This window comes from Streptomyces bobili, assembly GCF_002154575.1.
GTDB lineage: Bacteria > Actinomycetota > Actinomycetes > Streptomycetales > Streptomycetaceae > Streptomyces > Streptomyces bobili.
Genome location: NZ_MUBA01000139.1, coordinates 1 through 22,261, shown reverse-complemented (window position 1 = coordinate 22,261; position 22,261 = coordinate 1). Strand labels below are relative to the sequence as shown.

24 protein-coding genes and 1 tRNA gene are annotated in these 22,261 nt (G+C 72.2%); 14 read left to right on the top strand and 11 right to left on the bottom strand.

Annotation, left to right across the window (positions count from 1 at the left end; translation table 11 throughout):
• Positions 1-27: 27 nt before the first annotated feature.
• Complete coding sequence (locus tag BZL64_RS12645) at positions 28-1,878, top strand: ABC transporter ATP-binding protein (protein ID WP_425276039.1); 1,851 nt, start codon at positions 28-30, stop codon at positions 1,876-1,878.
• Between the two features lie 40 nt (positions 1,879-1,918).
• Here the strand turns inward: BZL64_RS12645 and BZL64_RS12640 are convergent, their stop codons facing one another.
• A complete protein-coding gene (locus BZL64_RS12640; protein WP_086769144.1) occupies positions 1,919-2,305 on the bottom strand; it encodes a hypothetical protein in 387 nt (128 codons plus the stop codon).
• A 47-nt stretch (positions 2,306-2,352) separates the two neighbouring features.
• A complete protein-coding gene (locus tag BZL64_RS12635; RefSeq protein WP_086769120.1) occupies positions 2,353-2,892 on the bottom strand; it encodes an NUDIX hydrolase family protein in 540 nt (179 codons plus the stop codon).
• Positions 2,893-3,135: 243 nt separating this feature from the next.
• Here BZL64_RS12635 and BZL64_RS12630 point away from each other — a divergent pair, with 243 nt between their 5' ends.
• Positions 3,136-4,005: a Cof-type HAD-IIB family hydrolase gene (locus BZL64_RS12630; protein ID WP_086769118.1), complete on the top strand. Its 870-nt coding sequence runs from the start codon at positions 3,136-3,138 to the stop codon at positions 4,003-4,005.
• Positions 4,006-4,261: 256 nt separating this feature from the next.
• Entirely contained in the window at positions 4,262-5,524 is a 1,263-nt protein-coding gene (locus tag BZL64_RS12625) for an amidohydrolase (RefSeq protein ID WP_086769117.1), read from the top strand.
• 12 nt (positions 5,525-5,536) lie between these two features.
• On the opposite strand, the gene BZL64_RS12620 is transcribed toward BZL64_RS12625, so the two are convergent.
• The 3 genes from BZL64_RS12620 to BZL64_RS12610 are packed head-to-tail and all read right to left on the bottom strand — an operon-like array spanning position 5,537 to position 6,649.
• Positions 5,537-5,869 (bottom strand): DUF3140 domain-containing protein, encoded by a 333-nt coding sequence (locus tag BZL64_RS12620; RefSeq protein ID WP_086769115.1) that lies wholly within the window; start codon positions 5,867-5,869, stop codon positions 5,537-5,539.
• A 43-nt stretch (positions 5,870-5,912) separates the two neighbouring features.
• Entirely contained in the window at positions 5,913-6,395 is a 483-nt protein-coding gene (locus BZL64_RS12615; protein WP_086769113.1) for a Dps family protein, read from the bottom strand.
• Positions 6,392-6,649, bottom strand: a complete 258-nt coding sequence (locus BZL64_RS12610; RefSeq protein ID WP_086769142.1) for a WhiB family transcriptional regulator — start codon at positions 6,647-6,649, stop codon at positions 6,392-6,394. Before BZL64_RS12610 ends, BZL64_RS12615 begins: the two co-directional genes overlap by 4 nt.
• Before the next feature lie 159 nt (positions 6,650-6,808).
• Between BZL64_RS12610 and BZL64_RS12605 the strand changes: the two genes are divergently transcribed.
• From BZL64_RS12605 to BZL64_RS12595, 3 genes are all read left to right on the top strand, one after another.
• Positions 6,809-7,996, top strand: coding sequence for a thiolase family protein (locus BZL64_RS12605; protein ID WP_086769111.1), 1,188 nt, complete (start codon positions 6,809-6,811; stop codon positions 7,994-7,996).
• Positions 7,997-8,090: 94 nt separating this feature from the next.
• The gene (locus BZL64_RS12600) at positions 8,091-8,864 is read left to right on the top strand and encodes a sulfite exporter TauE/SafE family protein (protein WP_086769109.1); all 774 of its coding nucleotides are present in this window, start codon (positions 8,091-8,093) and stop codon (positions 8,862-8,864) included.
• A gap of 50 nt (positions 8,865-8,914) precedes the next feature.
• The gene (locus BZL64_RS12595) at positions 8,915-9,661 is read left to right on the top strand and encodes a cobalt-precorrin-6A reductase (RefSeq protein WP_086769107.1); all 747 of its coding nucleotides are present in this window, start codon (positions 8,915-8,917) and stop codon (positions 9,659-9,661) included.
• Here the strand turns inward: BZL64_RS12595 and BZL64_RS12590 are convergent.
• The 4 genes from BZL64_RS12590 to BZL64_RS12575 all read right to left on the bottom strand — a co-directional run bounded on the left by BZL64_RS12590 (position 9,648) and on the right by BZL64_RS12575 (position 13,607).
• Positions 9,648-10,067 carry a hypothetical protein gene (locus BZL64_RS12590; protein ID WP_086769106.1) on the bottom strand — a complete coding sequence of 140 codons (420 nt, stop codon included), beginning with the start codon at positions 10,065-10,067 and terminating at the stop codon, positions 9,648-9,650. The genes BZL64_RS12595 and BZL64_RS12590 overlap by 14 nt on opposite strands.
• Before the next feature lie 42 nt (positions 10,068-10,109).
• Positions 10,110-12,206 (bottom strand): MDR family MFS transporter, encoded by a 2,097-nt coding sequence (locus BZL64_RS12585; protein WP_086769104.1) that lies wholly within the window; start codon positions 12,204-12,206, stop codon positions 10,110-10,112.
• 72 nt (positions 12,207-12,278) lie between these two features.
• The gene (cobF, locus tag BZL64_RS12580) at positions 12,279-13,052 is read right to left on the bottom strand and encodes a precorrin-6A synthase (deacetylating) (protein ID WP_086769140.1); all 774 of its coding nucleotides are present in this window, start codon (positions 13,050-13,052) and stop codon (positions 12,279-12,281) included.
• A gap of 45 nt (positions 13,053-13,097) precedes the next feature.
• Positions 13,098-13,607, bottom strand: coding sequence for a DUF309 domain-containing protein (locus tag BZL64_RS12575; RefSeq protein ID WP_086769102.1), 510 nt, complete (start codon positions 13,605-13,607; stop codon positions 13,098-13,100).
• Positions 13,608-13,704: 97 nt separating this feature from the next.
• Between BZL64_RS12575 and BZL64_RS12570 the strand changes: the two genes are divergently transcribed.
• From BZL64_RS12570 to BZL64_RS12555, 4 genes are all read left to right on the top strand, one after another.
• A tRNA-Pro gene (locus BZL64_RS12570) sits at positions 13,705-13,781 on the top strand.
• Positions 13,782-13,898: 117 nt separating this feature from the next.
• On the top strand, positions 13,899-14,471 hold the full coding sequence (locus BZL64_RS12565) for a TetR/AcrR family transcriptional regulator (protein ID WP_086769101.1): 573 nt from the start codon (positions 13,899-13,901) through the stop codon (positions 14,469-14,471).
• A gap of 124 nt (positions 14,472-14,595) precedes the next feature.
• On the top strand, positions 14,596-15,774 hold the full coding sequence (locus BZL64_RS12560) for an acyl-CoA dehydrogenase family protein (RefSeq protein WP_086769138.1): 1,179 nt from the start codon (positions 14,596-14,598) through the stop codon (positions 15,772-15,774).
• Between the two features lie 2 nt (positions 15,775-15,776).
• Positions 15,777-16,535, top strand: coding sequence for an SDR family NAD(P)-dependent oxidoreductase (locus BZL64_RS12555; RefSeq protein WP_086769100.1), 759 nt, complete (start codon positions 15,777-15,779; stop codon positions 16,533-16,535).
• Positions 16,536-16,583: 48 nt separating this feature from the next.
• Here the strand turns inward: BZL64_RS12555 and BZL64_RS12550 are convergent, their stop codons facing one another.
• Positions 16,584-17,390, bottom strand: a complete 807-nt coding sequence (locus BZL64_RS12550) for a GntR family transcriptional regulator (RefSeq protein WP_086769098.1) — start codon at positions 17,388-17,390, stop codon at positions 16,584-16,586.
• A 279-nt stretch (positions 17,391-17,669) separates the two neighbouring features.
• Here BZL64_RS12550 and BZL64_RS12545 point away from each other — a divergent pair, with 279 nt between their 5' ends.
• Genes BZL64_RS12545 through BZL64_RS12530 form a run of 4 tightly spaced genes read left to right on the top strand, consistent with a single transcriptional unit; the run spans position 17,670 to position 21,325 of the window.
• Positions 17,670-18,689 carry a sugar ABC transporter substrate-binding protein gene (locus BZL64_RS12545; protein WP_086769096.1) on the top strand — a complete coding sequence of 340 codons (1,020 nt, stop codon included), beginning with the start codon at positions 17,670-17,672 and terminating at the stop codon, positions 18,687-18,689.
• Positions 18,689-19,765 (top strand): ABC transporter permease, encoded by a 1,077-nt coding sequence (locus BZL64_RS12540; RefSeq protein ID WP_167396132.1) that lies wholly within the window; start codon positions 18,689-18,691, stop codon positions 19,763-19,765. The genes BZL64_RS12545 and BZL64_RS12540 overlap by 1 nt, the downstream gene beginning before the upstream one ends.
• A 5-nt stretch (positions 19,766-19,770) precedes the next feature.
• On the top strand, positions 19,771-20,688 hold the full coding sequence (locus BZL64_RS12535) for an ATP-binding cassette domain-containing protein (protein WP_086769136.1): 918 nt from the start codon (positions 19,771-19,773) through the stop codon (positions 20,686-20,688).
• 25 nt (positions 20,689-20,713) lie between these two features.
• Complete coding sequence (locus BZL64_RS12530; protein WP_086769092.1) at positions 20,714-21,325, top strand: GNAT family N-acetyltransferase; 612 nt, start codon at positions 20,714-20,716, stop codon at positions 21,323-21,325.
• Positions 21,326-21,454: 129 nt separating this feature from the next.
• Here BZL64_RS12530 and BZL64_RS12525 read toward each other — a convergent pair.
• Positions 21,455-22,261, bottom strand: an 807-nt coding sequence (locus BZL64_RS12525) for a Gfo/Idh/MocA family protein (protein ID WP_086769090.1), incomplete at its 5' end; no start/stop codon positions are given.

Here is a 22,261-nt window from a genome sequence, read left to right as displayed (position 1 = left end):
ATGGGATCGTCCGCAGCAGGCAAGGTCATGCCCGGCAAGGGCTCGGTACTGCTCGCACTGCGCTACTACGGACGGGAGCTGGCCCGCCTCCGGTGGCTGACCCTTCCCGCCATGCTGCTGCCGGCGCTCGGCAACATCGGCATCAACTACCTGGCCCCGCTGGTCGTCGCCAAGCTCGTCGGCCGCCTCGCGGGCGACCAGGGTCTCGGGGTCGGCCCGGCGCTGCCGTACGTGTTGGGCTTCGCCGGTGTGCTGCTGGTCGCGGAGGCGCTGTGGCGGGCCGGGCTGCACTGTCTGAACCGTCTGGACGCGCTCGGCATCGAGCATCTGTACGTGATCGGCATGGACGAACTGTTCGCCAAGGACGCCGCGTTCTTCCACGACAACTTCGCCGGGTCGCTGACCAAACGCGTGCTGAGTTTCGCCTCCCGCTACGAGGAGTTCGTCGACACGCTGACGTTCCAGATCGTGGGCGCTCTCGTACCGCTGCTGTTCGGCTCGGTGGTGCTGTGGCGCTACGAACCGCTGCTCGTCGTCGGGCTGCTGACGATGATCACCTTCACCGCGGTGTGCGTGGTGCCGCTGATCCGGCGCCGGCAGGCGCTCGTCGCCGAGCGCGAGGAGGCGATCGCGCGGGTCTCCGGCCATGTCGCCGACAGCCTGATGAACATGGACACCGTCCGCGCGTTCGCCGCGGAGGAGCGGGAGGCCGCCGAGCACCGCTCCCGGGTCGCGCTGTCCCGGCGGCTCACGCTGCGGTCGTGGGACTACGGCAATCTGCGCATCGATACCCTCGTCGCGCCGCTGTCGGTGCTGACCAACGCGCTCGGCCTGCTGCTCGCGGTCGCGCTCGGCGGGGGCGGGCACGGTGTGGAGGCCGTCGTGGTGGCCTTCATGTACTACGCCAACGCGACCCGGATCATGTTCGAGTTCAACCAGATCTACCGCCGTCTGGAGAGTTCGATGACGGAGGCCGCGCAGTTCACCGAACTGCTGCTGTCGCCGCCGACCGTGCGTGACCCCGAGGTGCCGGAGCCGCTGCGGCCCACCGCCGCCGACGTCCGCTTCGAGCGGGTGACCTTCGCCCACGGCGGCGCCGCACCCCTCTTCGACGGGCTCGACCTGGCCGTGCCCAGCGGGGCGAAGCTCGGTCTCGTCGGCCGGTCCGGCGGCGGCAAGACCACCCTGACCCGGTTGCTGCTGCGGATGACGGACATCGACGGCGGACGCATCCTCGTCGGCGGCCAGGACATCAGCCGGCTCCGCCAGGCCGACCTGCGTGGCCTGATCGCCTACGTCCCGCAGGACCCGGCGATGTTCCACCGCACGCTGCGGGACAACATCGCCTTCGCCCGGCCGGACGCCACCGAGGCCGAGATCCGCCGCGCGGCCGACGCGGCCCATGTCACCGAGTTCGCCGACGCGCTGCCGGAGGGCTTCGGCACCCTGGTCGGCGAGCGCGGCATCAAGCTGTCCGGCGGTCAGCGGCAGCGGGTCGCGCTCGCCCGCGCGATCCTGCGGGACGCGCCGATCCTGCTCCTCGACGAGGCGACCAGCGCGCTGGACTCCGAGAGCGAACTCCTCGTCCAGGAGGCGCTGTGGCGGCTCATGGAGGGGCGGACGGCGCTGGTCGTCGCGCACCGGCTGAGCACTGTGGCCGGCATGGACAGCCTGGTCGTCCTGGACCGCGGGCGGATCGTCGAGCAGGGCAGCCACCAGGAGCTGCTGGCGTCACGGGGTACCTACGCCAAGCTGTGGCAGCACCAGTCGGGCGGCTTCCTCGACGACAGCCTCGCGGACGACAGCCGGACGGACGGCAGCGCGGTGGACGACAGCCCCGCGGACGGCAGCCCGGCGCGGGCGGCCGGGCTGCTCTGAGCGGCGGGCCCGCTCGGGACAGCCCGCCCGGCCGCGCGGATCACCTGCGGGCGCGCGCGGGGCGGGGCGGGTCGATGAACTGGAGCTCCAGGGTGGCCGGGGGCGCGGCGACGCCCGGACCGCCCGCCGCCGCCCAGCTCAGGACGTCCTCGGTGCAGTCGTCGTCCATGGCGAAGCCGACCCAGGTGGCCCGGCCGCCCGCCCGGCGGCCCGCGCCGGACGGCTGGACGACGATCACGTTGGCCTGGTCGCAGGGGCCCAGACAGTCCGTCGTACGGACCTCGAAGCCGCCCGCCGATGCGGTGGCCGCCGCGCGCAGGCGCTCCAGTTGCCAGCCGTGGTCGTAGCCGGGGTGTTTGCGGGTGTCGCCGCAGCAGCAGCCCCGGCACACCACGAGGGTGCAGGGCCGGCGCGCGGCGGCGCCGATCGACACCACGCGCTGGGCCGGCAGGGCGCCAGGGCGGCCCACGCCGCTCAGGAGGCCGACTGGCCGACGTGGGCCAGCGCCTGCCGCACCAGGAAGCCGTGTCCGCCCGGCATCTCGGTCTGCACCTCGGGCGAGGCCGCCTCCTGCGGGTCGAACCACACCAGGTCCAGGGCGTCCTGCCGGGGCCGGCAGTCACCGGTCACCGGCACGATGTAGGCCAGCGACACCGCGTGCTGACGCGGGTCGTGGTAGGGCGTGATGCCCTGCGTCGGGAAGTACTCCGCGACGGTGAAGGGCTGCAGGGACGCCGGGACATGGGGCAGCGCCATCGGGCCGAGGTCCTTCTCCAGGTGCCGCAGCAGTGCGTCGCGGACCCGCTCGTGGTGCAGGACCCGGCCCGAGACCAGCGTCCGGCTGACGTTGCCCTCCGGTCCTATCCGCAGCAGCAGGCCGATCTTGGTGACTTCGCCGCTGTCGTCGACGCGCACGGGCACGGCCTCGACGTACAGGATCGGCATGCGGGAGCGAGCGACTTCGAGTTCGTCCTGGCTCAGCCAGCCGGGCGTGGTATCGGTCAAGTCAGACATTGCTTGATCATACTTTCAGTCCGTCGGGAAGCCGGTAGACCCGGCGGGCGCCGACACTCCAGGCGTCGGAGCTGAACAGCGGTGTGCGCGACGGGGTGATCTCCAGTGCCTCCTCCAGAACCGTGCGCGTGGCGGCGGTGCAGGGGGATCTTGCCCGCGGTGAGGGGCGGGCAGTCCGCCCGCGACCGGCTCCGGGGCCCCGGTAGGGTGACAATCCGGTCACCCCCGTACAGGAAGCAGGACATGCCCTACTCCCACGCCCCTCAGCTGGCCGCTCCCGAGCCGTCGGCCGGCAGCGCCGACATCCGTCTCGTCGTCACCGACATGGACGGCACGCTGCTCGACGACGACAAGCGGACACCCGACGGGCTCTGGGAGGTCCTCGCGCTGCTGCGGGAGCGGGGCGTGCTGTTCAGCCCCGCCAGCGGCAGGCAGTACGCCACGCTGGCCCGCGAGTTCGCCGAGGTCGCCGACGGGATGGTCTTCATAGCGGAGAACGGCACCTACGTCGTCCGCGACGGTGAGGAACTCAGCTCCGATCCGCTGGACCCCGCCGTGGTCACCCGCGTCGTCGAGGCCGTACGGCGGCTCGTGGCGGGCGGCGCCGACGTCGGGGCCGTCGTCTGCGGGAAGCGGTCCGCCTACGTCGAGCGGGCCGACGAGGCCTTCCTCGCGGAGGTCGGCCGCTACTACCTGAGCCACCAGGTCGTCGAGGATGCCACCGCCGTCGGGGACGAGGTCATCAAGGTCGCCCTGTTCGACTTCGGGTCGGTCGCGGAGAGCACCGCACCCGCCCTGGCGCCGTTCGCGGACACCCACCAGGTCGTCGTCTCCGGCGAACACTGGGTCGACGTCATGAACCGCACCGCCAACAAGGGTGCCGCCCTGCGCCGGCTCCAGCGGGAGCTGGGCATCACGCCCGCGCAGACCGTCGTGTTCGGCGACTACCTCAACGACCTGGAGATGCTGGACGCCGCCGACTGGTCCTTCGCCATGGCCAACGCCCACCCCGAGGTCGTCCGGCGGGCCCGCCACCGGGCACCCTCCAACAACGACAACGGGGTCCTGCGCACCCTGGTCCGCCTCCTCGACCTGCCGATGACCGGACTCTGACCACGCGTCACCGCCGGCCCGCGTCACCGCGAGCCCGCGTCCTCAGGACGCCGGCCGGGCGTGGCCGTGCTGCCGGGCCCAGGCCGCGATCTCCACGCGGTTCCGTGCGCGCACCTCGGCCGAACGGCCAGGGATCGCGGGCGGAACTCGACCGTTCGGCCGATCGTTTCCCGGCGGGGCGCGGAAACCCGGCGGGACGCACACGGGCCGGGGCAGGTGTCCGCCGAGGTGCTGTCCGCCGAGAAGGGGGAGCGAAGTGAGCGATCCGGCCGGAGTGGCGCGCCTGGCCCTGGAGATCACCTCGGGGCTGAAGGGCGCGGACCTGGAGGACTTCTACCGGGACCTGCACCGCCATCCCGAGCTGTCCTTCCGCGAGCACCGTACGGCCGCCCGGCTCGCCGGGCGGCTGCGGGCGGCCGGGTTCGCGGTGACGGAGGGCGTCGCCCGTACCGGCGTGGTCGGTGTGCTGGCCCACGGCGACGGGCCCGTGGTGTGGCTGCGGGGCGACATGGACGCGCTGCCCGTACGCGAGGCCACCGGCCTCGGCTACGCCTCCACCGTCGACGGCGTCATGCACGCCTGCGGCCACGACCTGCACATCACCTGGCTGGCGGGGGCCGCCGAGGCGCTGGCCGCCGCCCGTGAGACCTGGTGCGGCACGCTCGTCGTGGTGGGGCAGCCCGCGGAGGAGGCGGAGGGCGGGGCGGCGGCGATGGTCGCGGACGGGGTGCACGAGCGCTTCCCGCGCCCCGACGTGCTCCTCGGCCAGCACGTCACGCCCGGCCTGGCCGGCTTCTATCCGCACACACCGGGGCTGACCCTGTCGGCCTCGGACGACCTGGAGATCGTCGTGCACGGCGTGGGCGGTCACGGGTCGCGGCCCGAGTCGACCGTCGACCCGGTGGTGACGGCCGCGTACGTCGTCACCCGGCTCCAGGGCGTCGTCTCGCGCGAGGTCGCGGCGAGCGAGTCCGCGGTGGTGACGGTGGGCCGGTTCCACGCGGGCACCACGCCGAACATCATCCCCGCCGAGGCACGCCTCTCACTGAACGTGCGCACCCAGGACACCCGGGTGCGCGAGCGGGTCCTCGCCGCGATCCGGCGGATCGTGGAGGGCGAGTGCGCGGCGGCCGGCTGTCCGGTACCGCCCGAGGTCACGCCGAACCCGGGCTATCCGGTCACCGTCAACGACGCGGCGCTCGACGAGGAGATCGCCGCCGTCCACCGCGAACTCTTCGGCGCGGACCAGGTGTTCGACTTCGGCCGGGCGATGGGCAGCGAGGACTTCTCGCTGCTCGCGCCCGACGGTGTGCCCTACGACTACTGGTACGTGACCTCGACGCCGGCCGGGGTGTGGGAGGCGGCGCCGGGCGAGGAACTGGCCCAGAAGATCGACGCGGTGCCCGGCAACCACAGTCCGCTGTTCGCCCCGGACCTGTCGGTGGTCGTGCCGGGCGTGCGGACGCTGGTGTCCGCGGCCCTGAGCCGCCTCACGGGCGGCGGCGGGGCCACGGTCTGAGCGGGTCCGGGCTCAGGGCTTGAGGGGATCGTGGCCCAGCGTCATCAGCCGGTGGCGCAGGGCGGTGTCCTCCGCCGTGGGCTCGTCCGCCATGTCCGTCTGATCGGCCACCTGGTCCACCACGTCGCGCATCACGCGCAGGTCGTCCTCCGTGAGGTCGGTGCGCCGCTTCTGCAGGATGGCCAGTACATGCTGGCCGGTCGGGGTGCCCGCCTCGTCGGGCAGCGCCTCCGTGGTCTCGTCGGCGTCCCGCACCCGGAGCCAGGCGGCCAGCTCCTGCGAGGTCATGTTCACGACGCGGTGGAAGTCCTCCCACAGCGCGTCGAGTTCGAGGGCGTCGGTCATGGCATGCCCTTCCGTCCTTGTCGAGCGGGCGTCGTGCCGGTGGTCAGCTCTCGCGCGGCCAGTTCTCCGCCTCGAACATCCACCGCTGCTTCTCCAGCTCGGCGGTGATGCCGATCAGCAGGTCCTGGGTGACCGGGTCGGGCTGCGCGGTCGCGTCGATGCGCTCCCGCAGCCGGCCGATGGCCTCGCCCAGGGTCTCCGCGATCACCTCGACCACGTCCTCGTCGCGCAGCCAGCCGTCCTTCGGTGCCGGCAGGGTGAACGCCGAGGCGATCGTCTCCGGCCGGCCGTCGGGCGGCAGGCCCAGGGCGGCGGCACGCTCGGCGACCGTGTCGGCGTACGAGCGGGCCGTGGCGACCACCTCGTCGAGCTGGAGGTGGATCGAGCGGAAGCGGGGGCCGACGATGTTCCAGTGCGCCTGCTTCCCGATCAGGGAGATGCCCAGCAGATCGACCAGGGTGCTCTGCAGGGCGTCGAAGGTGACCTGTCGGGCCGGTTCGGGGAGCGGACTCTTCACGACAGTCATACGGAGGTTCTCCTTCTCACGTCGTCTCGTGCGGTACGGAGCAGGTCGGCGCGTTCCGCCTCGCCGGTCCCGCCCCACACCCCGGACGTCTGCCCGCTCACCAGGGCGTATTCCAGGCAGTCGGCGGTCACCGGGCAGCGGGCACAGACCCGCTTGGCGTCCGCGGTCTCCCGCAGGGCCGGTCCCGACGCCCCCACGGGGAAGAACAGTTCGGGGTCCTCACCGACGCAGGCGGCACTGCGCAACCACTCCATGGGGGCGCGGGTGCCCAGGGCGAATCGGCGCAAACACGGCTCGCGCAGGGGTGCGGACGCGGCTCCGGGGTCCTTCCCAGGGGGCCTCACCGCGGTCTATAGTCCGAAACTAGCAGTGCTAATTAAGGCAGCGTCGTCGTCGGTCAGGAGACCCCAGTCGTGCGTCCCGTCCACTTCGCGGCCGCCCGCCGCACCCCCATCGGAAAGCTGCGCGGCGCCCTGTCCGCCGTACGGCCGGACGACCTCGCCGCCGCCGTCGTCCGCGGCCTGGTCGCCGACCTGCCCGCGCTCGATCCCGCCCGGATCGACGACGTGTACTGGGGCGCCGCCAACCAGGCCGGCGAGGACAACCGCAACGTCGCCCGCATGGCGGCCCTGCTCGGCGGACTCCCCGAGACCGTGCCCGGCGCCACGGTGAACCGGCTGTGCGCCTCCGGCATGGAGGCCGTCACCGCCGCGGCCCGCACGATCGCCGCGGGCGAGGCCGAGATCGTGCTCGCGGGCGGCTCCGAGTCCATGAGCCGCGCCCCCTTCGTGCTCGCCCGCCCCGACGAGGCCCTCCCGCACCGCGTGGAGACCGTCGACACCCGACTCGGCTGGCGCCTGGTCAACCCCGCCATGAAGGACCTCCACGGTCTGCTGGCGATGGGCGAGACCGCCGAGGAGGTCGCCCAGCGGTACGGCATCTCGCGCGAGCGGCAGGACGACTTCGCGCTCCGCAGCCACCAGCGCGCCGCGCTGGCCCGCAAGAACGGCCACTTCGACGACGAACTCCTGCCCGTACGGCGCCCGGACGGCGTCGTCGTGGACGCCGACGAATGCATCCGCGAGGACACCTCCCACGACCGGCTCGCCGCGCTGAAACCCGTCTTCCGGCAGGGCGGCACGGTCACCGCGGGCAACGCCTCGCCGATGAACGACGGCGCCGCCGGTCTCCTCCTGGTCAGCGAGGAGGCCCTGAACGACCTGGGCCTGGAATCCCTCGGCCGTTACGTCGCCGGCGCCTCCGCCGGCGTCCACCCCGACGTGATGGGAATCGGCCCGGTCCCCGCGACCCGCAAGGCGCTGACCCGCGCCGGATGGAGCGTCGGCGACCTCCAGGAGGCCGAGTTCAACGAGGCGTTCGCCGCACAGGCGCTGGCCTGCGTGGACCAGCTCGGCATCGACCCCGAGCTGGTCAACCCCAGCGGCGGCGCCATCGCCCTCGGCCATCCGCTGGGCTGCTCCGGCGCCCGCATCCTCACCACCCTGCTGCACCGGATGCGGCGCACCGGTGCGGAGCGGGGCCTGGCGACGATGTGCGTCGGCGTGGGGCAGGGCAGCGCCGTACTGGTCGAGCGCCACTAGGCAGGACGCGACGACCGGGACCGCAGCTCCCCGGAGCCGGCGGGTGAACCCCCCTCACCGCGACCCGTTAGGTGTGCGTAGCATCGGTCCCCGCATGAACATGATGACGTTGTGGCACCTCACCGGCTGGGAGTTCGCCGTCCTCGCCGTCGCGGCCCTGCTGGTCGGCTTCTCCAAGACGGCGGTCAGCGGGGCCAACACGGTCAGCCTGGCGATCTTCGCCGCGGTCCTGCCGGCCCGCGACTCCACCGGCGTCCTGCTGCCGATCCTGATCGCCGGGGACGTGCTGGCCGTCCTCACCTACCGCCGGCACGCCCACTGGCCCACGCTGTGGCGGCTGTTCCCCGCTGTCGCGGCCGGCGTCGTCGCCGGCACGCTGTTCCTGATGTGGGCCGACGACGCGGCCGTGCGCACCTCGATCGGCGCGATCCTGCTGTTCATGACGGGTGTCACGCTGTGGCGGCGGCGCACCGCGGAGAAGGCCGACGACCCCGACGCCGTGGTCACCCGCGCCGGCCGCCTGAAGGCCCGCTCGTACGGCGTCCTCGGCGGCTTCACCACGATGGTCGCCAACGCGGGCGGACCGGTGATGTCGATGTACCTGCTCTCGGCGGGCTTCCGCAAACTCGGCTTCCTCGGCACCTCCGCGTTCTTCTTCCTCATCGTCAACGTCTCGAAGGTGCCGTTCAGCGTCGGGCTCGGCCTGATCGACGGCCGCTCCCTGCTCCTGGACGCGGCGCTCGTGGCGTTCGTCGTCCCCGGCGCGCTGCTCGGCAGGTGGGCCGTGCACCGCATCAACCAGCGGCTGTTCGAACGGCTCGTCATCGCGGCGACCGTGGTGGGAGGCGTCCAGCTGCTGGTGCGCTGACCGCGGTCCCGGCGCGGTCGCCCGCCACCCCGCCTCGTAGGCTCGACGTCATGTCCGCCCATGTCCTGGTCCTCGGGGGCACCACCGAGGCGCGTGAACTGGCCGCCGTCCTGGCGGCACGCCCCGGTGTCCGGGTGACCTCGTCGCTGGCGGGGCGGGTGTCCCGGCCCGGCGCCCTCGCGGGGGACGTACGGGTCGGCGGGTTCGGCGGGGCCGAAGGGCTCGCGGCCTGGCTGGGCGAGCACGGGGTGGACGCCGTGGTCGACGCCACCCATCCCTTCGCCTCCGGCATCACCGCGAACGCGGCCCACGCCGCGACGGCCGCCGGACGGCCCCTGGTCGTGCTGCGCCGGCCCGGCTGGCGGCCCGGACCCGGCGACCGCTGGCACCCGGTCGCCTCCCTGGCCGACGCGGCGCAACTGCTGCCCGGTGTGGGCCGGCGCGTGTTCCTGACGACGGGACGCCTGGGCCTGGCCGCCTTCGCGCACCTGGCCGGCACGCACTTCGTCGTCCGGTCGGTGGAGCCGCCGGGGCCGCCGCTGCCGCCGGACACCGAACTCGTCCTGGCCCGCGGCCCGTTCACCGTCACCGGCGAGCTGGAGCTGCTGCGGGAGCACCGCATCGACGCGCTGGTCACCAAGGACAGCGGGGGAGAGGCCACGGCCGCGAAACTGACGGCCGCCCGCCGGCTCGGCCTGCCCGTCGTCGTCGTCCGCCGGCCGCCGCTGCCGGACGGTGTGACGGCGGTCGCGGATGTGGTGGGGGCGCTGGAACGGCTGGGGTTCAGCGCGCCGTGACGGAGGCGCGCAGCCGGTCGATCACGCGGAGCACCTCGGTGCGGTTCTTGGCGCTCTTGATCCAGGCCGGCAGCCGGGCGATGTAGGTCATCTTGCGGCCGTGCTCGTACCACGGGTCCCGCTCCCGCAGGGAGGCGGCGACGAACCGCCGGAGCAGATCGAGGTGTTCGAGGTTGTACGCCCATATCTCGCCGTGCCGGGTACGGGCCGACAGCCACAGCGCCGGCCTCCCCGCCGGCCGGGACAGACCGCAGGAGCGGCACACCACCCGGTGTTCGGGGCTCTGCCCGCCGCGCCGCCCGTAGTGGGCGAGGCATGCGCAGCGCGGGCACCTGACCAGCGCCGACGCGGCGTGGTCGGAGAGGACGGTGGCGGGATCGCGGAAGCGGACGGGGGCGGGCGGCATGCGTCGAGTATGGGGTCCGCGGACCCGGCGGGCATCCCGTTTTCAGGGTGCGGCCGGGGCGAGCGCCGGTGTCCGCCGGGTCAGGCCCGCGCTGAGGTCCTCGACCACCAGCCGCTTGGCGATGGTGTCCACGGCGGCCCGCAGGTCGCTGCCCGCCGGGCGGCCGATGTCCTGCCGGACCCGCTCCTCCAGCCAGTCGCCCCACGCCTCGGTGATCACGCGGGCCTCGCGCGCGCCGGCCTCCGTGTGGCTGAGCAGAGAGCCGTGCCGGCTCAGGAAGCCCTCGTCGACCATGCGGTCGAACACCGGCAGCAGCACCTCCGGCGGCATGTGGTGGCGGGCGGCGATCAGCCCGAGGCTGGCGTGGCCGACCAGCCGGTCGAACAGCTCGACCTGCATCACCGCCCACGCCCCGGCCACGTCGAGCCGGGTGTCGGACTCGGCGACGATCCGGCGCGTGATGTCCGCGTCCGCCCTGCCGATGATCTTCGCGACGGCCGTCTCCAGCAGCCGCTGCGCGTTCGCGTCGTGCGGCGAGCCGAACCCCTCACCGAGATCGGTGGAGGTCCTGCGGGCGCTGTCGCGCAGCGGGACCTGCTTGAGGAACAGGGCGACGACGAAGCCGAGGGCGGCGACCGGCACCGTCCACAGGAACACCGTCTGGATGGTGTCGGCGTACGCCCCGACGAGCGGGGCGGCGGTGTCCGGGGGCAGTTGGTGCAGCGCCTCCGGGCTCGTCGCGGCCCGGGACACGGTCGCCGGGTCGGCGCCCGTCGCCGTGGCCGAGGCGATGCCCTCCTCGAGGTTGGGAGCGAGGGCGTTGGCGTAGATGGTGCCGAAGACGGCCGTGCCGAAGGCGCTGCCCAGGGTGCGGAAGAAGGTGACGCCGGAGGTGGCGGTGCCCAGGTCGGCGTACTCGACGGTGTTCTGCACGGCGATCGTCAGCACCTGCATGCACAGGCCGATGCCGGTGCCCAGCACGAACATGAACAGCGATTCCAGCCAGGCGCCCGTGGACGGGTCCATGAGCGACATCAGGTACAGCCCGACGCCCATCACCAGCGAGCCGACGATGGGGAACACGCGGTACGTGCCCGTCTTGCTGACCACGTTGCCGCTGAAGATCGACGCGATCAGCAGCCCCAGCACCATCGGCAGGGTACGCACGCCGGACACGGTCGCGGAGTCGCCGTCGACGTACTGGAGGTAGGTCGGCAGGTAGGTCAGGGCGCCGAGCATCGCGAAGCCCACGATGAAGCTGAGGATCGAGCAGACCGTGAAGACGGGGCTGCGGAACAGCCGCATCGGCAGCATCGGCTGCTGCGCCCGCGTCTCCACCCAGCAGAACCCGGCGAGGGCCAGCAGACCGCCGGCGAACAGGCCGATGATGACGCCCGAACCCCACGCGTACTCGTTGCCGCCCCAACTCGTCGCCAGGATCAGGGCGCTGGCGCCGACCGCGACCAGCGCGATGCCCAGATAGTCGATGACCGGACGGGCCGCCGACTTCACCACCGGGATGGTGCGGGCGGCCGCGAACACGACGACGATCGCGATGGGGACGTTGACGTAGAACGCCCACCGCCACGACAGGTGGTCGGTGAACAGACCGCCCAGCAGCGGCCCGACGACGGTGGCCACCCCGAACACGGCGCCGATCGCGCCCTGGTACTTGCCGCGCTCGCGCAGCGGGATGACGTCGGCGATCAGCGCCATGGAGGTCACCATGAGGCCGCCCGCGCCGATGCCCTGCATCGCCCGCCACAGGATCAGCAGCATCATGTCGGTGGCCAGACCGCACAGGAACGACCCCGTGATGAAGATGATCGCGGAGACCTGGAAGACCACCTTGCGGCCGAACAGGTCGCCGAACTTGCCGACCAGGACGGTCGCGACGGTCTCCGCGAGGAGGTAGGCGGTGACCACCCACGACATGTGCTCGGCGCCGCCGAGGTCCGACACGATCGTCGGCAGGGCGGTGCCCACGATCGTCTGGTCCAGCGCCGCCAGCAGCATGCCCAGCACGATCGTCACGAAGACGATGTTGCGCCGGCGCGGGTCGAGGACGGGCGGCTGGGTGGCGGCCGGCGCGGGCTCCGTGGATCCCCCGGACCCCGCCGACTCCTCGGTGACTGTCACGAGGTCACGATCACACCGGCCGCCCCGCCCCGCACGCGGATGCGGTCCGGCCGGGTTGCGCTACGACACGCCCTACGCGTCCCGTGGGTTGCGGCGCAACAGATACGTGTCCATGATCCAGCCCTTGCGCTCGCGGGCCTCGGCACGCAGCCGTTCGATGCGGGGGCCGGCCTCCGCGAGCGGGCCCGAGACGAGGATCTCGTCCGGGGTGCCGATGTAGGCGCCCCAGTAGATGTCGACGTCCTGGCCGGCGTACTGCCGGAAGGTCTGGTGGGCGTCGAGCATCACCACCACGTCGTCCACCCCCTCCGGGAAGCCCTCGGCGAGCCGCCGCCCGGTGGTGATCTGCACCGGCCGGGCCACCCGGTTCAGGCCCGTGCGGTGCCGGGCGACGAGTGCCGAGACGCTGCTGATGCCGGGCACCACGTCGTACTCGAAGGCCACCGCGCCCCGCGCCAGCACCTCCTCCAGGATCCCGAGCGTGCTGTCGTACAGCGCGGGGTCGCCCCACACGAGGAACGCGCCGCTCTCGTCCGCGCCGAGTTCCTCGGCGATCAGCCGCTCGTAGATCCCGGCGCGGGCGCTGCGCCAGTCACCGACGGCGGGGGAGTAGGCGGCGCCGCCCGCGCGGCGGTCCCGCTCCGGGTCGCGGGCCTCCACCACCCGGTAGCCGCCATCCGGTATGTGCGTGTCCAGCATGTCCCGGCGCAGTTGCGTCAGGTCGCTCTTCACCTCGCCCTTGTCCAGGACGAAGAACACGTCCGTGCTCCGCAGCGCCCGGACCGCCTGAAGGGTCAGCTGGTCGGGGTCGCCCGCGCCGATACCGATGACATGAATCTTTCGCACGACCCCGAGTCTGCCGTACGCCACCGACAGTGACGGTGGCGGGTGTCAGAGCAGCTTCGGAGCCACGGCGCCCGCGTCCACCGCGGCACCCGACGCCTCCACCTCCGCGGCCAGCCGCCGCGCCCAGCCCGCCAGCGCGGCGAGGTCCATCCCGTAGGGCCGCCACCGCCCGGTGGCGTGGGCCCACTCCTCCACGGCCGCCGCCCCGCGCCCCAGCAGCCGGGGCCCGCCCGTGAGATTGCCGCGGGCGGCGTGGGTGAGACCCACCGCGAGCTGGGCCAGTCCCCGCCACAGCCCCCGCTCCTCCCGCGGCCCCGACTTCCAGGCGTCCTCGAACACCTCGTGCGCGTGGAACGGCTTCCCGGCATCCAGCAGCGCCTGCGCCTCGGCGACACTGTCCTGCGGCCGCCGTACGACCCCCTCGGGCTGGCGCTCCACCCCGGCCGTCCCGTACGGCAGGGGGCGCCCCAGCCCGTCCCGCGGCCGTGCGCTGCGCGCCCGCCCTTCCTCGTCCCGGTCCCGCGCGTCGTCCTCGCTGCTCCTCGTAGCGCCCATGGGCCGATTGTCGCGCGCCGGTGCCCCTTTCGGCGTACCGCCCGCGGTGGGGTAAAGTGCTGTTCGCGCGATCACGCGGAAATCCGTGGGACCGCACCGGGACGTGGCGCAGCTTGGTAGCGCACTTGACTGGGGGTCAAGGGGTCGCAGGTTCAAATCCTGTCGTCCCGACCAGCTTCATCGCAGGTCGGAAGCCGCTTTCTCATTCGTGAGAGGGCGGCTTCGGTGCGTTCGGTGCGCGGTCGGCCACCGGGCGGCCGGGCGCGGTGACGGCGCGGATATTCTGGGATCATGCCGTCCTCCCGCCGTACCGCCCGACAGGCCGACCTGCTGGAGCGGCTCGTCGTGCTGCTGGCGGCGGAGGGGTTCTCCGATCTCACTCTGGACGATCTCGCCGAGCGGCTGCGCTGCTCCAAGACCACGCTGTACCAGCTGGCCCGCAGCAAGCAGGGGCTGGTCGTGGAGGCCGTCAAGCACTACTTCCGCGGGGCGACCGAGGCCGTCGAGAAGCGGGTGGCGCAGACGGACGACCCCTCGGACCGGGTCCGTGTCTACCTGACGGCCGTCGCCGAGCAACTGCGGCCGCTCTCCCGCCGTTTCCTCGACGACGTGGCCGAGTTCCCGCCCGCGCGCGAGGTGTACGAGGCCAATACGCGCATGGCGGCGGAGCGGGTACGGCGGCTGATCGCGGACGGGGTCTCCGGCGGTGCCTTCCGTGAGGTGCACACCGCGTTCGTCGGCGAGGTCGCCGCCGCGACCATGCGCCAGATCCAGCAGGGCGAGCTGCAGGCACGCACCGGGCTGACCGACGCCGAAGCCTACGAGCAGCTCGCGTCGCTCATCGTGCACGCCGTGTCGTCCTGAGCCCCCTCCCGTCCCGTCCTGGGCCTCCTCCTCGAACTCGCGTGCGGGTGCTCCGTCACGCCCCCATGCCGTACTGTGAATGATACGTTCGTACTCTTTCCAGTATCACTTCGTGGAGGTCGACATGCCCGCCACTCGCGCCCTGCCGACCGAGGAAGCCGTCGACCTCATCCAGCTGACGCGCACCCTCGCCGTCAGGGAACTCGCACCCCGGGTCGCCGACGCGGAGGCGGACGGGGCGTTCCCCCGTGACGTCTTCCGCACCCTCGGGCGCAGCGGACTGCTCGGACTGCCCTTCGCCGAGGAGCACGGCGGAGCGGGGCAGCCGTACGAGGTGTACCTCCAGGTCGTCGAGGAGATCGCGGCCGTCTGGGCCAGCGTGGCCGTGGGTATCTCCGTGCACGCGCTGTCCTGCTTCCCGCTGGCCCGCTTCGGCACCGAGGAACAGCGGGCCAAGTGGCTGCCCGAGATGCTGGGCGGGGAACTCCTCGGCGCGTACTGCCTCTCCGAGCCGCACGCCGGCTCCGACCCGGCGGCCATGCTCACGCGTGCGGTGCGCGACGGCGACGAGTACGTGCTGAACGGCGCGAAGGCGTGGACCACGCACGGCGGGTACGCCGACTTCTACACGGTGATGGCCCGCACCTCCGACGACCGGGCGCGCGGCATCTCCTGCTTCCTCGTCCCCGCGGACACCCCGGGGCTCGGCGTCGACCCGCCGGAGCGGAAGATGGGGCTGACGGGGTCGGCCACGGCCACCGTGCGGCTCGACGACGTACGGGTGCCCGTCGAGCGGCTCATCGGGCAGGAGGGGCAGGGCTTGAAGATCGCGCTCGCCTCCCTGGACTGCGGCCGTCTCGGTATCGCCGCCGTCGCCACCGGCCTCGGCCAGGGCGCTCTGGACCACGCCGTGCGCTACGCCCGCGAGCGGGAGACGTTCGGCAAGCCGATCATCGAGCACCAGGGTCTGGCCTTCGTTCTCGCCGACATGGGCGCGGCGACCGAGTCGGCGCGCGCCATGGCCCTCGCCGCCGCCCGACTCAAGGACGCCGGCCTCCCCTTCACGCGGGAGGCGTCCATCGCCAAGCTCGTGGCCACCGACAACGCGATGAAGGTGACCACGGACGCGGTACAGGTCCTGGGAGGGTACGGATACACCCGTGACTTCCCCGTCGAGCGCTACATGCGCGAGGCGAAGGTCATGCAGATCTTCGAAGGAACCAATCAGATCCAGCGCATGATCATCTCCCGTGCGCTGGACCGGAACGAGGGCGGTGCGCTCACCGCCCTCGGCAAGGAGTGATGATGCAGCTCGAGAACACCGCCGCCCTTGTCACCGGCGGTGCGTCCGGCCTCGGCGCGGCGACCGCGAAGGCCCTCGCCGAGGGCGGTGCGCGAGTCTTCGCCCTCGACCTCAAGGACGGCATCGACAAGGCGCCCGAGGTCAGCGGCGTGACCTATGTGCCCGCCGACGTCACCGACCCCGAGCAGGTGCGGGCCGCCGTCGCCATCGCGGCCGGCTCGGGCGTGCCGCTGCGCACCGTGGTCAACTGCGCGGGCATCGGCCCGTCCATGCGGATCCTCGGCAGGAAGGGCGTCCACGACCTCGCCCTCTACGCGAAGGTCATCCAGATCAACCTGGTCGGCACCTTCAACGTCCTCGCGCTCGCCTCCGAGGCCGTCGCCGCCACCGAGGCCGACGAGAACGGCCAGCGGGGCGTCATCGTCAACACCGCCTCCATCGCCGCCTACGACGGTCAGATCGGCCAGGCCGCCTACTCCTCGTCCAAGGGCGGCGTCGTCGGTCTGACCCTGCCCGCGGCGCGCGACCTCGCGCAGTACGGCATCCGGGTCTGCACCATCGCTCCGGGCATCGTGGAGACGCCGATGCTGGCCACCGTCTCCGAGGAGTTCCGCGCCTCGCTCGCCGCCGGAGTGCCCTTCCCGCAGCGGCTGGCCCAGCCCGAGGAGTACGCCAAGCTGGCCCTGGCGATCGTCGACCACGACTACCTCAACGGGGAGACCATCCGCATGGACGGCGCGCTGCGGATGGCGCCCCGCTAGTCCTTCCGCAGGTTGCCACCGGCGGCTCTCGGGGAGCGCCGGTGGTCCTCACGGTCTGACCAGCAGCCGGAAGTCGAACGCGTAGCGGGACGCACGGTAGACGTGCGTCCCGTACTCGACCGCGCGCCCCGAGTCGTCGTACGCCGTGCGCTGCATGGTCAGCAGGGCCGCCCCCGTCCTCTCCGCGAGCAGGACGGCCTCCTCGGCGGTGGCGGAGCGGGCGCCGATGGTCTGCCGGGCGCTGTGCAGCGTGACGCCCGCCGCGCGCAGCAGCCGGTACAGGCCGGTCCCCTCCAGCCGTGCCGTGTCCAGGTCCAGCAGGGCGGGGGGCAGGTAGTTGCACAGGAACGCCACCGGCTGTCCGTGCGTCGAGCGCAGCCGCTCCAGGAGCGTGACCTCGGCGCCCTCCGGTATGCCCAGCGCGGCGGCGACATCGGCCGTCGCCGGGACGCGTTCGTTGCGGACCACCTGCGTGGTCGGTCCCTGCCCGGCCGCCTCCAGGTCGTCGTAGAGGCTGCTCAGTTCCAGCGGCCGTTTCACCTGGCTGTGCACCACCTGGGTGCCGACGCCGCGACGGCGTACCAGCAGGCCCTTGTCGACCAGTGACTGGATGGCCTGGCGGACGGTCGGGCGGGACAGGCCGAGCCGGGTCGACAGGTCGATCTCGTTGCCGAGCAGGTTGCCCGGCGTGAGCGCCCCGTGCTCGATGGCCGCCTCCAGCTGCTGGGAGAGCTGGTGGTAGAGCGGCACCGGGCTGGTGCGGTCCAGCGTGAAGTCCAGTGCGTCCAGCGCCGGTCCTGACGTGGCGCGGGTTCGCTCACCGGGTCTCGGCGGACGGTCACCGGTCCTCGGCATCGGGCACCTCCTCGGGCGGTGGGTGACCCCCCGGTACGCGGGGTAGAGATCGCCCCTCAGGTGTAGGGCCCGCCCCGTCCGATGTCAATGGTTTGTTCTTACATTCGGACCTGCTCGTGAAATGATGTCTTAACAAAGTATTGACAGCGGGCGCCCCACGGGATTGGATCCCGTCCCAGCAGCGCCGCAGTTCCCGGCCTCCGGGCTCGGGCCCGGATCCTCGTGATCGACTCCCCTTTTTCCCGTCGTTCCCCTGTCGCACAGTGAGGTGCAGGAAAGATGGACAGCTCGTCTCCCGCCCGTTCCCGCAGAATCGCCCCCGTCGTGGCCATGGCCGCGGCGGTCGCCCTGACCCTCGCGGGCTGCTCCAGCAGCTCCGGCGGCAAGAAGGCCGAGGACGGAGCGGGTGAGGCCTCCGCCGGCAAGGCCACGACACCCCGGATGACCGTCGCACTGGTGACCCACCAGTCGCCCGGCGACACCTTCTGGGACATCGTCCGCAAGGGCGCCGAGGCCGCCGCCGCCAAGGACAACGTCAAACTCGTCTACTCCGCCGACCCCAACGCGGGCAACCAGGCCACCCTGGTGCAGAACATGATCGACCAGAAGGTCGACGGCATCGCCGTCACCCTCGCCAAGCCGGACGCCCTCAAGGACGTCCTCGCCAAGGCGAAGGCCGCGAACATACCCGTCGTCGGCCTCAACTCCGGTGTGAGCGAGTGGAAGAACCTCGGTCTGCTGCAGTTCTTCGGCCAGGACGAGACCGTCGCCGGCGAGGCACTCGGCAACAGGCTGAACTCCGAGGGCGCCAAGAAGGTCGCCTGCGTCATCCAGGAGCAGGGCAACATCGGTCTCACCCAGCGCTGCGACGGCGTGAAGAAGACCTTCTCCGGCTCCACGGAGACCGTGTACGTCAACGGCACGGACATGCCGTCGGTGAAGTCGACGATCACCGCCAAGCTCAAGCAGGACAGCGCCATCGACTACCTCGTGACCCTCGGCGCCCCGTACGCGCTGACCGCGGTCCAGTCGGTGTCCGAGGCGGGCGGCAAGCAGAAGATCGCCACCTTCGACCTGAACAAGAACCTGACGGGCGCCATCAGCGCGGGCACCATCGAGTTCGCCGTGGACCAGCAGCCGTACCTCCAGGGCTACCTGGCGATCGACTCGCTGTGGCTCTACAAGAACAACGGCAACTACATGGGCGGCGGGGAGCAGCCGGTGCTGACCGGTCCGGCCTTCGTCGACAAGTCCAACGTGGACGCGGTCGCCGCGTTCGCCGCGAAGGGCACCCGGTGATGAGTGTGACGGGGCATGCCGAGCCGGCGGTGACCTCACCGCCGGCCCCCGGCCGTAAGCAGAGTGACGGCCGGACCTCGCGGCGCCCACCGGCGCTGCGGCTGCTGGCCCGGCCCGAGGTGGGTGTCTTCCTCGGTGCCGTGGCGGTGTTCGTCTTCTTCCTGGTCACCGCTCCGCCGGTGCGCGACGGCAGTTCGATGGCGAACGTGCTGTACCAGTCGTCGACGATCGGGATCATGGCGCTGCCGGTGGCGTTGCTGATGATCGGCGGGGAGTTCGACCTGTCGGCCGGTGTCGCGGTGATCACCTCGGCGCTCACCGCGTCCATGCTCAGCTACCAACTGACCATGAACATCTGGGTCGGTGTGGTCGTCGCGCTGCTCGTCTCCCTGGGGATCGGCGCGTTCAACGGCTGGATGCTGGTGAAGACCGGCCTGCCCAGCTTCCTGGTCACGCTGGGCACCTTCCTGATCCTCCAGGGCGTGAACCTCGCGGTGACCAAGCTGGTCACCGGCAACGTCGCCACCGACGACATCAGCACCATGGACGGCTTCGGCCAGGCGAAGAAGATCTTCGCCTCGTCCTTCGGCGTGGGCGGCGTCCAGGTGAAGATCACCGTCGTGTGGTGGCTGGTCTTCGCCGCCCTGGCCACCTGGGTGCTGCTGCGCACCAAGTACGGCAACTGGGTCTTCGCCGTCGGCGGCAACAAGGAGTCCGCCCGCGCCGTCGGTGTCCCGGTGACGTTCACCAAGATCTCGCTGTTCATGCTGGTCGGGTTCGGCGCCTGGTTCGTCGGGATGCACCAGCTGTTCACGTTCAACACGGTGCAGTCCGGGGAGGGCGTGGGCCAGGAGCTGATCTACATCGCGGCGGCGGTCATCGGCGGCTGTCTGCTGACCGGCGGCTACGGCTCCGCGATCGGCCCGGTCTTCGGCGCCTTCATGTTCGGCATGGTCCAGCAGGGCATCGTCTACGCCGGCTGGAACCCCGACTGGTTCAAGGCCTTCCTCGGCGTCATGCTCCTGGGCGCCGTCCTGATCAATCTGTGGGTCCAGCGCACGGCCACCCGGAGGTGACCTTCATGACCGACGACAACACCACCGGCAGCCACGGTGCCGTCCTCGCCGACCCGGCTCCGGCCGGCGCGGACCGCCCCCTGGTCGAACTGCGCGGCGCGGGCAAGTCCTACGGCAACGTCCGCGCCCTGCACGGCGTGGACCTCACCGTGCATCCGGGCCGGGTCACCTGCGTGCTGGGCGACAACGGCGCCGGCAAGTCCACCCTCATCAAGATCGTCTCGGGGCTGCACCGGCACACCGAGGGCGACTTCCTCGTCGACGGCGAACCCGTGCGCTTCTCCACCCCGCGCGAGGCCCTCGACCGTGGCATCGCCACCGTCTACCAGGACCTCGCCACCGTCCCCCTCATGCCCGTCTGGCGCAACTTCTTCCTCGGCTCCGAGATCACCAAGGGCCCCTGGCCCGTACGGCGCCTCGACATCGAGACGATGAAACGCACCGCCGACGAGGAACTGCGCAACATGGGCATCGTCCTCGACGACCTCGAACAGAGCATCGGCACCCTCTCCGGCGGCCAGCGCCAGTGCGTCGCCATCGCCCGCGCCGTCCACTTCGGCGCCCGCGTCCTCATCCTGGACGAGCCCACCGCCGCCCTCGGCGTCAAGCAGTCCGGCGTCGTCCTCAAGTACATCGCCGCCGCCCGCGACCGCGGCCTCGGGGTCATCTTCATCACCCACAACCCCCACCACGCCTACATGGTCGGCGACCACTTCAGCGTCCTGCGCCTGGGCACCATGGAACTCTCCGCCGACCGCGACCGGGTCAGCCTGGAGGAACTCACCAACCACATGGCCGGCGGCACCGAACTCGCCGCCCTCAAACACGAGTTGGCGCAGGTCCGCGGCGTCGACGTGGAGAAGCTCCCCGAGGAGGAGGACCTCACCGCACCCGTCGCGGCGCCGGGCGAGGGCAAGGCCTGACGGCCCGTCGCCTAGCCTGACCGGCATGGACGAGACCGCCGTACGACAGGAACTACCCGCACGACAGGAACGACCCGCACGGCAGGTGCGGCCTGTGCGACTGGAGGCCGGCGCCACCGCGTCGGCTCCCGCGCTGCTGCTGCGCCCGTGGCGCCCCGAGGACGCCGCCGCCGTGGCCGAGGCGTACCAGGATCCGGTGTTGCGCCGCTGGGCCGCCGTGACCGTGCGGGACGAGGCGGATGCGCTGGCCTGGGTGCGGGTGCAGAGCGACGGCTGGGAGAGCGGGGAGCGCCTCGCCTTCGCCGTCCTGGAGGCACAACCGGACGGCGGTGAGGGGCGGTTGGCGGGGCACGTCGTCCTGAAGGCGCCCCACGAGGAGCAGCCGGAGGTCGGCTACTGGACCGCCGCCCACGCGCGCGGCCGGGGAGTGGCTCCGCGGGCGCTGAACACGCTGACGGACTGGGCTTTCACCGCTTTCCCCGGCGCGACCCGGCTCCGGCTGCTGCACCAGGTCGACAACTCCGCGTCCTGCCGGGTCGCGGAGAAGACCGGCTACGGCCTCGACGCCGTACTGCCCGCCGCACCACCGGAGTTCCCCCGCGACGGCCACCTCCACGTACGGGTCGCCACCGTCTGAACCCCGCACGTGGCCGGCCGGACCGTCGCATCCGGGCCGCGGGCGTGACGGCGTCGTACGGCGCGCGGGCCGAGGCCCCTCATCGCCGGGAGGCGGCCGTCCGCCCACGCACCTGTGCCGGTGTCGATGTCACCAGCTGCGGACCTCCGCGATCGTCACCGGCCGGTGCTCGTGCAGCGACAGCGTGCACGCCTCCGCGATCCAGCCGGCCTCCAGGGCGTCCTCGATCGTGCAGGGCGAGGGCCGGCTGCCGGCCACCACCTCGGTGAACGCGGTGAGTTCGGCCCGGTAGGCGGCGGTGAAGCGGTCCATGAAGAAGTCGTGCGGGGTCCCGGCCGGGAAGGTCACACCCGGCTCCACCGAGCGCAGCGGCAGCTTGTCCTCCAGGCCCACCGCGATGGAGTCCTCAAAGCCGTGGATCTCCATGCGGACGTCGTAACCGCGGGCGTTGTGCCGGGAGTTGGAGATCACCGCGATGGTGCCGTCGTCCAGGGTGAGGATCGCGCCCGTGGTGTCGGCGTCGCCCGCCTCGCGGATGTAGTCGGCGCCCTTGTTCCCGCCCACCGCGTACACCTCGCGCACCTCGCGGCCCGTGACCCAGCGGATGATGTCGAAGTCGTGCACCGAGCAGTCCCGGAAGATGCCGCCCGACCCGGCGATGTACGCGGCCGGCGGCGGGGCCGGGTCCAGGGTGGTGGAGCGCACGGTGTGCAGCGTGCCCAGCTCGCCGGAGCGTACGGCGGCCCGCGCGGCGACGAAACCGGCGTCGAAGCGGCGGTTGTAGCCGATCTGGATCGGCACGTCCCTGCCCTGGACGGCCTTGAGCACGTCGACGCCCTCCCGCATGGTCCGGGCGACGGGCTTCTCGCAGAACACGGGCACGCCCGCCTCCACGGCGGCGAGGATCAGCGCCGGGTGGGCGTCGGTGGCGGCGGC

Excerpts from the sequence above, each read along its gene's own strand:
- BZL64_RS12645 (WP_425276039.1), top strand. The coding sequence starts at position 28 with ATGCCCGGCAAGGGCTCGGTACTGCTCGCACTGCGCTACTACGGACGG.
- BZL64_RS12635 (WP_086769120.1), bottom strand. The coding sequence starts at position 2,892 with ATGTCTGACTTGACCGATACCACGCCCGGCTGGCTGAGCCAGGACGAA.
- BZL64_RS12630 (WP_086769118.1), top strand. The coding sequence starts at position 3,136 with ATGCCCTACTCCCACGCCCCTCAGCTGGCCGCTCCCGAGCCGTCGGCC.
- BZL64_RS12620 (WP_086769115.1), bottom strand. The coding sequence starts at position 5,869 with ATGACCGACGCCCTCGAACTCGACGCGCTGTGGGAGGACTTCCACCGC.
- BZL64_RS12615 (WP_086769113.1), bottom strand. The coding sequence starts at position 6,395 with ATGACTGTCGTGAAGAGTCCGCTCCCCGAACCGGCCCGACAGGTCACC.
- BZL64_RS12610 (WP_086769142.1), bottom strand. The coding sequence starts at position 6,649 with ATGGAGTGGTTGCGCAGTGCCGCCTGCGTCGGTGAGGACCCCGAACTG.
- BZL64_RS12600 (WP_086769109.1), top strand. The coding sequence starts at position 8,091 with ATGAACATGATGACGTTGTGGCACCTCACCGGCTGGGAGTTCGCCGTC.
- BZL64_RS12595 (WP_086769107.1), top strand. The coding sequence starts at position 8,915 with ATGTCCGCCCATGTCCTGGTCCTCGGGGGCACCACCGAGGCGCGTGAA.
- BZL64_RS12590 (WP_086769106.1), bottom strand. The coding sequence starts at position 10,067 with ATGCCGCCCGCCCCCGTCCGCTTCCGCGATCCCGCCACCGTCCTCTCC.
- BZL64_RS12575 (WP_086769102.1), bottom strand. The coding sequence starts at position 13,607 with ATGGGCGCTACGAGGAGCAGCGAGGACGACGCGCGGGACCGGGACGAG.
- BZL64_RS12565 (WP_086769101.1), top strand. The coding sequence starts at position 13,899 with ATGCCGTCCTCCCGCCGTACCGCCCGACAGGCCGACCTGCTGGAGCGG.
- BZL64_RS12560 (WP_086769138.1), top strand. The coding sequence starts at position 14,596 with ATGCCCGCCACTCGCGCCCTGCCGACCGAGGAAGCCGTCGACCTCATC.
- BZL64_RS12555 (WP_086769100.1), top strand. The coding sequence starts at position 15,777 with ATGCAGCTCGAGAACACCGCCGCCCTTGTCACCGGCGGTGCGTCCGGC.
- BZL64_RS12550 (WP_086769098.1), bottom strand. The coding sequence starts at position 17,390 with ATGCCGAGGACCGGTGACCGTCCGCCGAGACCCGGTGAGCGAACCCGC.
- BZL64_RS12545 (WP_086769096.1), top strand. The coding sequence starts at position 17,670 with ATGGACAGCTCGTCTCCCGCCCGTTCCCGCAGAATCGCCCCCGTCGTG.
- BZL64_RS12540 (WP_167396132.1), top strand. The coding sequence starts at position 18,689 with ATGAGTGTGACGGGGCATGCCGAGCCGGCGGTGACCTCACCGCCGGCC.
- BZL64_RS12535 (WP_086769136.1), top strand. The coding sequence starts at position 19,771 with ATGACCGACGACAACACCACCGGCAGCCACGGTGCCGTCCTCGCCGAC.
- BZL64_RS12530 (WP_086769092.1), top strand. The coding sequence starts at position 20,714 with ATGGACGAGACCGCCGTACGACAGGAACTACCCGCACGACAGGAACGA.